Below are 8453 nucleotides of genomic sequence, written 5' to 3'. Positions count from 1 at the left end.
ACATTCTGGAATGATGCTCAAGGTTGGAATAGTGACTGGTTCCCACTTCCTGGACAAGCAGTATTTGACCGTGAAAAGCAACAAATCGCTGCCGTATCACGTGCACCTGGCAACCTAGATTTGTTTGTTATCGGATTTGACAACCATGTCTGGACTACATTCTGGAATGATGCTCAAGGTTGGAATGGTGACTGGTTCCTACTTCCTGGACAAGCAGTATTTGACCGTGAAAAGCAACAAATCGCTGCCGTATCACGTGCACCTGGCAACCTAGATTTGTTTGTTATCGGATTTGATAACCATGTCTGGACTACATTCTGGAATGATGCTGGTATCCCTGTAGAACCAAAAATCACACTGCGTGCAGTGCAGGATCAAGGACGGTTCATTGAGGTTACTGGTATCAAGTTCACTCCTAATCAGACCGTAAGACTTGGTTATGACATTGCTAGTGGAGGTGCGCCAACTACCCACCAAATTGGTGAGGACACGCTTACTAGTAGTGAAACAGGTACCTTCATCCACCTTATTGGAGTAAATCTCGCAGGTGACCTAAGTAACGCCCAGGTACAAGCTACAGACGTAGCTTCGAGTGCAACAGCAACAGCTTCAATCTTCTAGTGTAGCTGAACCCATAAGTTGGGTTGTCACAAGGTAACCCAATCGAAACTGTCAGAACTGAGTACTCAAATTGAGAGTAGAAGTCCCTGCCTGATAAACTAGCTTCTGCCCTCAACTTCCGTTCAGTCCGCCTTCGATGAACTGTCCTCACTGCAGCTCGACTCACACCACTCGATTGCAACGCACCACTGATTTAGGTTACGCAATGTTTCGCTGCAAGGCGTGCTATCGCACCTGCAACGAACGCACCGGTACCCCTTTCAATGAAATTGAAAGGGGTACCGATATCGTGGTTCAAGTGCTGCTCTATCGGTTCCGCTACAAGCTGAGCTTTCGAGACATTGCCGAATTCTTCCTACTCCGGGGGTTGGAGTTCACGCATGAAACAGTACGAGATTGGGAAGAACGCTTTACTCCGATTTTTACCCAACAGCTGAGAGCCAAATGCAAGGGGAAGGTGGGCAAGATTTGGTTTGTGGACGAGACATACATCCGTGTGAAAGGCAAATGGTGCTATCTGTACCGAGCGAGCGATGAGGATGGCAATTTAGTCGATGTGAGGTTGAGCGAGAAACGAGACATGGCAGCAGCAAAAGCGGTTGTGTCGCAAAAAATTTTAGAAACGCTACCTATGGAGTTGAACTGCACGTGTTGTAACTCTACAGATAGCGCTTCAGGAATTTTTTGCGACACAACCTACATGAGCAAGCGGCTGCGAACAATGTTAAAGCAGTCCGACTATTCTACATCCCGCTTAACCTGACAACACCTTCAAATCTCCAGGACAAGCGCAACGATTTCTTTCTACTTTTGACCCGATTCGCGCACACTTTCATCCCAAACAACACGAACTGAGTGCGAAACGATATCGAGAACAACTGCGCCAACGCTTTGAGGATTGGTGGGAAATCACCTATGTGAAAGAGGCTGCGTAAACTTGAGCGAGACTGACGATTAGGGGAATTACGTGCTTAATTTCAAATATTCCCGGTTAAGTTGATAGTGCCCTGGGTACCTATCCAGCAATTTTTGGTCGCCCGCTCCAACCAAATTATTGTTGTACAGCAATCTCCTTAAAGATCTAATAGAACGCTTGTAGCTCCATCTTCCAAAAACTTTACTCTCATCTTCCCGCACCGCTTGCTGCTCCTCCTGCTGCTCCTGAATTGTTTGCAGCTCGCTTCCACATCAGAACAGCGAGCCAAAACAAGAATACCTGTACAGGTATTTCTATAGACGACGAACAATTAACAGAAGCTCGTCTAGTCAAAGGATGCGTTGGTTGAATTGTACCCAACAATCTATCGTCTTGTTCAACAGCGAAAGCCCGTGTAAATGGCGACTCGGCTCTAAAAATCAGATTTTGACTGCCGCAAGATACTTCAAACAAACGGCTAAGAGGGTTTGGCTTAATTGCTACTGCTACGACTCTGCCACCTGATTCAAGCGACCATTCACCGCTCAGCCAAGCATGTTGAACACTGTAATAGCTAGACTCTAAAGTAATGCTACCTTGTTCACTCAAAAAGTCAAACTCAACTGACGCTGTAACACCGGAATCAGCAGTAACTGAATAATTCCAAGAACAAATTGATTGTGGAAGACAAGTTAAGACGGTCATAATGTATTCATAGACAACTCTAGCTGTTACATTTCAGCTTAAACACTAAAGATAATTTTGGAGTGCAGCCAAACTGGTTATGTCGCAAAAACCAGTCAATGGTAAAGTAAGCTCAACCTTCCCTCCTTGCCCCCCGATGTCTACTCCTGCTCTGTTTAAGTGGTGACACTTTCTGCCCCAAATCATCCTGCTGAACGTGCGGTGATATCGACAAACGCATTCGACCTTACCTGAAGCTGACAAACGACTCGTGGCGCGTGGACGAAACTTACATCAAAATCAAGGGCTTGTAGAAATATCTGTACCCTTGCCGTGGATTCGGAGGGCAATACCCTTGACTTTCTGCTAAGGGCAAAGCTGCCTTGCCAGCCCGTAGCACGCTTCTTCCGCAAGGTGCTCAAAGCTCAGCACACTGGTTCTCCACGCGTAATTACCGTTGATAACAATGCTGCTTATCTGGTTGCAATCGATGAATTGAGGAAAGACCAAACGTTGAAAGTCGAGACAGAATTACGACGGAGCAAGTATTTGAACAATATCGTTGAACAAGACCATCGAAACATCAAACGCATTGTAGAACCAATGATGGGATTCAAATCATTGAACAGTGCGAGAAGAACCTCCAGTGGGATTGAAGCAATGAGCATGATTAGAAAAGAACAGGGGAAAGGAGTCAATCGAGGGGACAGTGTATCTCAAGCAAAATTTATTGAATCGATCTTGGGAATTGCTGCTTAAGGAAATGCAAACGATACCATCGTTTGTCCTTAAAAGTTTTTGCGACACAACCTTCCAGCATCGAGGGCAGATGACACAAATCGCGCTCCGCTGATCGTGCTCCGCTACTCAAAAACGCTAACCCGAACCGTTCAACGACAGTCACAACCCATGGCGTTAGCTATCTTTACCAGCATTTCCGTTGCGCGATTGCTGTTGACCTTGTGCAATGACTTCATTTATCTTGTTATTGATGAACGTCGGTGCAATCCGCGTCGCGATATAGAGTGCCTTAACTTGCCCAACCCGAATGTCTTGTGTGTCTTTGGCAATCCCCTGCACAATTGCCTCGGCAGCAGCATGCGGCGATATTTTGTTGACTTGAATATCTGCATTAAGCTTGGTATCCACGGTTGGCGGAAACACTTCAAACACTTTTAACCTTGTATCGCGCAACTGATAGCGTATCGTTTGTGTGAAGGCGTGTACGCCTGCTTTGGTCGTTGCATAAATCGGCGCAATGGCGGCGGGACTATAAACCAATCCAGAACTGATATTGACAATCGCGGCGGATAATTGCTGTCGCAGGTGGGGCAGGAAGCGAAGTGTTAAGTCGATTGGCGCGTATAGGTTCGTCCTCAGCTCTTGCTCGATAGCCGTGAAATCGAATGATTCAGTCGCGACATCGATCACGTTTAAGATACCTGCATTGTTGATCACGATATTGAGGCTCGGAAAGTGATCGAGAGTCCACTGCACCAGTTCGTCGCGGTCGCATTGAATGCTCACATCACATCGCTTCGTTTCCAAGTTGGGCATGGTCTGCCGTGCAGCGGCAAGCTTAGCTTCGTCCCGTCCACAGATAATGACTCGATTGTTGTGGCGCACGAACCGCCGCGCAAGTGCCAAACCAATCCCTGAGCCACCTCCAGTAATAAGGATGGTATTGCCCTGAGTGTACATCGCCTCCTCCTTGTGCATTTCATGCAGTATGGTGGTAAGGCTAGTGTACGCTGGGATGTTGACAGTGTCAACATCTATGTGGAGCATGGATGAATAACTCCTTTGATAACGATCAACCAAAAGCGTATCATCACGGTGATTTACGCAATGCGTTGATTCGGGCAGGTTTAGAGATGTTAGCAGAAGGGGGTGCCGCCGCCCTTGACCTACGCAAAGTGGCCCGGAAAGCTGGGGTCAGTCATGCTGCCCCGTATCGCCACTTTGCCGACAAACAAACGTTGATTGCAGCGATTATTGAGATCGGCTTCCAGCGCCTAACGGAACACATGAGATCGACTTTGCACAACATGCCCACGAACGTTGAAGCGCAACTCCAAGGGTTAGCACAAGGATACGTTTCCTTCGCCCAGTCCAATCCGTGGCTCATGCGAGAAATGTTCAGTGGACTAACAATTGAACGTGAAGCATTTCCAGCAGTGCATCAGACTGCGAAAGGGGTGTACCAACTGTTTGTTGATGTGGTACGGGCGGGACAAGCACAAGCACGCATTCGTGAAGGCGACCCAGGCGAACTCGCCAGCGTTATTTGGTCCATGCTGCACGGGATGGCGACCTTGATTATTGAAAACCAAACACGCCCGTACACCGATACGCCCATTGGAGTCGAGCGTATGATTCATATGTGTACCCAAATGCTTTACGAGGGTCTAGGCGGCATGTAAACGGTAGTTGTGAATGAGCAAAAGATCTGGGCTCTTCCCAGCTTTTAATACTGACTTGTAAAGTGCTTCGATTTTCATGGGTGCTGCTAACGAATTGTTTCTTCATACCCGAAACCCTAATTTCGCCGTTTCCTGAGCTACAAAACTCAAACATCGAGCTTCTGATTGCAATGAATTTGTAAGACTTTCGGATGTTAAGCCGTGTTTTGTCAGCAAAATCAAAACTTGGGAAGAGCCAAAATAATTTGTTATTCAACAGCAACCAAACCCGCGATCGCAGGCAATTCATACCGCTACTCAACAACGCCGATAATTTCACTACTATTAGACGACAGCTACTTTGCCGTTTGGAAGGGTTATGTGCCCACTCCCTCATGGAGCAAAACTTGTAGATTAGAATCAAGAGTCATTTGCCACAGGTGAACTGGGGCATTAAGCATAAATATCTTCTATGTAATTACTTTCAGTAGAAACTTCAATGTCTAAACTAAGCCGAAATGCAGCAGTGGCAATCTTAGTGGTTATTGGTGTGATTACAGCTTCTCCGGTCATCACTGCACTAAATTCAAATGGAATTACATCTTTATACAATGTTGCTTTTGAAGATGATGCCGTCCTGCTGCTAGTCAGGCATCGCCAAGTCATGCTAGGGGTGCTCGGTGCTGCCTTAGTTTATGGAGCATTCTTCTATCATCTACGAATGATGGTTATTATTGCTGCTGTAGTCAGCAAACTTGCTTTTATTGGATTATGTATAACTACACCAGATTTAACGCCGGGAATTCAACGGATCATCTACTTTGACACAGTGTCGATAGTTCTCTTGCTTATCGCTGCTGTTATATTTCGGCGCTCCCCTTCAGTGTGAGACGAACTTTAACCAATTTGTGCTGCTTAATACTCAAGGCATTGCTGAAGCTGTAATGAGCTAAGCGAACAGAGGAACAGTTCGATACTTCAGGTAATGAAGGAGCAAACGCAGCGAGCACTTCAACATCTCAATGGATTTGGATAACACAAGGTCTTCCGGTGCAGTCGCGCCAAGTAATGTCGCAGACGAGTGTTCTCTCCCTCAACCCGAGCCATGTAGGTCTTGCTGATAATCTGGTCGCCTTCCTCAATGAACATTGGATACACCTTCCATCCGTCGGTGACATAGAAGAAGTAGTGCCAGCACTTGACGATGAGCCATAAAAACTTGAAGGTTTCTGCACTGCGATCTCCAATCACCCATGCCAGAATTCCCGCTTGCTTATGATTAACAGCAGTCCAAATCCAGAGTTTGTTGGTCTTGTTGCCCACAAAGGTTTACAGTTCATCTAAGTCTGTTATTTCTGGGATTTCTTCAGATTCAGGAGCATCTGGAAGTTGATGTCCTGCTTCTCGAATCCAGTGCATGACCGTGGTGTGGTGAATCTCGGTGACTCGTTCGATCCCACGCAACCCCATCCCATTGAGGTACATTTTGATGCAGAGTTGTTTAACGTCATCGGAGTACGCCCAAGGACGGTAAGATTCGAGGAATTGACGACCGCACTGCTTGCATTTGTAGCACTGTCTGCCTCGTCGATGTCCGTTTTTAGCGTTTGAGTGGAGTTACATTGAGAGCATTTCATGCCTGAATCGTACCAAATCTAGCATTACCCTTTCAGCAACGCCCTAAATCTATCATTCCAACTAAACAACTGGCACAAACATAGACACTGGTGCGGGCGAAAATACGTCAATGTATTTAGGGCACTTCAATTCATTAGTCTTATTGCAAATTATGTAATCTGAAACCCTTGATTCTTTGTGCTTGTTCTCAATAGGTTTTGAATCTTTCGAGATTCCCTTTATATATTCGATCGCAGGTTTTTCTAATGTTTCTGTTTGCTCAAGGATTGAAAATGCTGAGTGCCGTCGTGTGTTTAGTGGCGCTTTGTCCATCTACTTTGGCCGTTCAAATTAGTCAAGCTACTAATCCAGCGGTAATGCCGACCGGGAGCAGTGCGAGCGATTGTGCAACGGAGCTTGCTCAGTTGGAGCAGTTTGCCTTAAATGAGCTGGTTGATCAGGCGCGGCAGCATGTCAATGATGGGCAGACTGAGGCAGCAGCGATCGCCCTAATCCAAGCGTTTGAAGCGATCGGGCAGGTGGAGGATGTTTCAGCCAAAGTTACGTTGCTTGATCAGATTATCAACAGTTATGAAGGCAGCTCCGAACGTAGCCTGTTAGAGCAACTGGTCAATCAGGCTAATCCACTGCAGCGGCAGCAGGTTGCCGCTGTTTTGCCGCAGGCAGTGCAGGTGACGCAGAGCTTAAGCAGCGGCTACAGTGTCGCAAAAACTCGAACGCTCACCTCGATCGCCCGCTACTACAGCATTCTGGAGCAGCCACAGCAAACTCAAACTGTTTTGGCTGAGGCATTGGAAGCAAGTCAATCGATTCGTGGTGCAGAATTTCAAACCAAAGCGCTGACCAGCATCGCTCAAGTTTATGTGGCGATTGGTCAACCGCAAGCTGCTACTCCTATCCTGGCGCAGTCGCTCCAGTTTGCCCAAACTGCCACCTATCCCAATGCCTACCGCAAAGCATGGTCGCTAGAGCCAATCGCTCAACTCTACGCTCAGATTGGCGAACTCGATCGCGCCCTACAAGTCGCGCAGCAAATTGAGAATGCCCCTTACTACCAGTCCGCTGCAATGAGCGCTGTGATCAATCAATACTTACAAGCTGGCGAACTCGATCGCGCTGTGTCGCTCGCCTCAGACGTACCTGCGGACGACCAGAGAGCCGTCATGCTCGGTGCGATCGCCGCTGGCTATGCTGAAGCCGGACAGTCTGATCGCGCCGCCGAATTTTTTGATCAAGCTCTAGAAACTAGCGCTCGGACTCGCACCACAGTTCCCGAACAGCAGCAGGCAGCCGTTCCGATCATTGTGCAATATGCTGCCGCAGGACAACTTGACACTGCCCTACGTGTCCTTGGAGATTTTGACGACCCAACGGTGAAAGCAACCGGGTACGGCGCGATCGCCTTGCTTTATGCTGAAGCCGGGCAGACCGACCGTGCTCAAGCCACCTTAACTCAGGCATCTCAAAACATTGCCGCGATCGCCGACTTCAGTAGCCATAACCTTGTTAGACGGCAGTTGATTGATCAAGCGGTGCAGAGCGGACATTACAATTTGGCGTTACAGGTGGTGCAGACGGTCAATCTTGCACAAGAAACAGAAGAAACATCCATATCGTATAATCGCGCCCAGGATCTAACCCAGCTTGCCAATCAAGCGATCGCCGCTGACCGCTATGAGGATGCCGTAAAAATTACGCAGGCAATTCCACCGAACTATGTCGGGTGGCGCGAGCGCCTATTTTTGCAAATTGCTCGCAGTTCTGCCGAGGCTGGAGACTTTGATCGCGCTCAAGCCATTGCTCAGCAAAATGTTGATCCTGGCTTTCAGGCTCAAGTTTTTGCGGTTGTTGCTGCCCAAATTCAGCTTGTTGCTCAGCAGGTTGATCTAGCAACTGAACTGTTTAATCGATCTGTTCAACTGGCGAACACAATTGATTCTGCCGCTGTAAAAGCTGAAGTACTCAGGGCGATCGCAACTGAACACTTTAGAGCCAATCAGCCCGAAGCCGCGACACAACTCTTGAATCAAGCGGTTGAGCTGGTGAAAACGATCGAAGATGAGGAAAGTCGTCTTTCTACGCTACAGTCAATTTCTGCCCAATTTTCCGCTGCAAATCAACATCAGGCTGCAATTGGGGTGACAGACGCTATCCTTGACGCACCAGCGCGTCGTTCTGCCGCAATTGCCGAG

The 8453-nt window shown here is 47.7% G+C and carries 7 protein-coding genes and 2 pseudogenes; 6 read left to right on the top strand and 3 right to left on the bottom strand.

The window, feature by feature from the left end; all coding sequences use genetic code 11:
- Both H6F93_RS01025 and H6F93_RS01020 read left to right on the top strand, forming a co-directional pair.
- On the top strand, positions 1 to 621 hold a 621-nt coding region (locus tag H6F93_RS01025), incomplete at its 5' end, for a PLL family lectin (RefSeq protein ID WP_199313408.1).
- A gap of 136 nt (positions 622 to 757) precedes the next feature.
- A pseudogene (locus tag H6F93_RS01020) lies at positions 758 to 1220 on the top strand (IS6 family transposase); the annotation flags it as partial.
- A 524-nt stretch (positions 1221 to 1744) separates the two neighbouring features.
- Here the strand turns inward: H6F93_RS01020 and H6F93_RS01015 are convergent.
- Positions 1745 to 2242 (bottom strand): hypothetical protein, encoded by a 498-nt coding sequence (locus H6F93_RS01015; protein ID WP_190678410.1) that lies wholly within the window; start codon positions 2240 to 2242, stop codon positions 1745 to 1747.
- Between the two features lie 312 nt (positions 2243 to 2554).
- Between H6F93_RS01015 and H6F93_RS01010 the strand changes: the two genes are divergently transcribed.
- A complete protein-coding gene (locus tag H6F93_RS01010) occupies positions 2555 to 2980 on the top strand; it encodes a DDE-type integrase/transposase/recombinase (protein ID WP_524537874.1) in 426 nt (141 codons plus the stop codon).
- Between the two features lie 156 nt (positions 2981 to 3136).
- Here H6F93_RS01010 and H6F93_RS01005 read toward each other — a convergent pair whose 3' ends face one another.
- Positions 3137 to 3922 carry an SDR family oxidoreductase gene (locus tag H6F93_RS01005; RefSeq protein ID WP_190678407.1) on the bottom strand — a complete coding sequence of 262 codons (786 nt, stop codon included), beginning with the start codon at positions 3920 to 3922 and terminating at the stop codon, positions 3137 to 3139.
- An 89-nt stretch (positions 3923 to 4011) separates the two neighbouring features.
- Here H6F93_RS01005 and H6F93_RS01000 point away from each other — a divergent pair, with 89 nt between their 5' ends.
- Positions 4012 to 4644 (top strand): TetR/AcrR family transcriptional regulator, encoded by a 633-nt coding sequence (locus tag H6F93_RS01000; RefSeq protein ID WP_190678405.1) that lies wholly within the window; start codon positions 4012 to 4014, stop codon positions 4642 to 4644.
- Between the two features lie 478 nt (positions 4645 to 5122).
- Positions 5123 to 5512: a hypothetical protein gene (locus tag H6F93_RS00995; RefSeq protein ID WP_190678403.1), complete on the top strand. Its 390-nt coding sequence runs from the start codon at positions 5123 to 5125 to the stop codon at positions 5510 to 5512.
- Between the two features lie 60 nt (positions 5513 to 5572).
- Here the strand turns inward: H6F93_RS00995 and H6F93_RS00990 are convergent.
- Positions 5573 to 6260, bottom strand: a pseudogene (locus H6F93_RS00990) (IS1 family transposase).
- Positions 6261 to 6506: 246 nt separating this feature from the next.
- On the opposite strand from H6F93_RS00990, the gene H6F93_RS00985 reads away from it, so the two are divergent.
- Positions 6507 to 8453: tetratricopeptide repeat protein (locus H6F93_RS00985; protein WP_190678400.1), on the top strand; the 1947-nt coding region annotated here is incomplete at its 3' end.

Source organism: Leptolyngbya sp. FACHB-671 (assembly GCF_014695745.1).
Lineage (GTDB): Bacteria > Cyanobacteriota > Cyanobacteriia > Elainellales > Elainellaceae > JAAUTN01.
The sequence above is the reverse complement of the archived record's forward strand: the minus strand, read 5'-3'. Positions and strand labels throughout refer to the sequence as shown.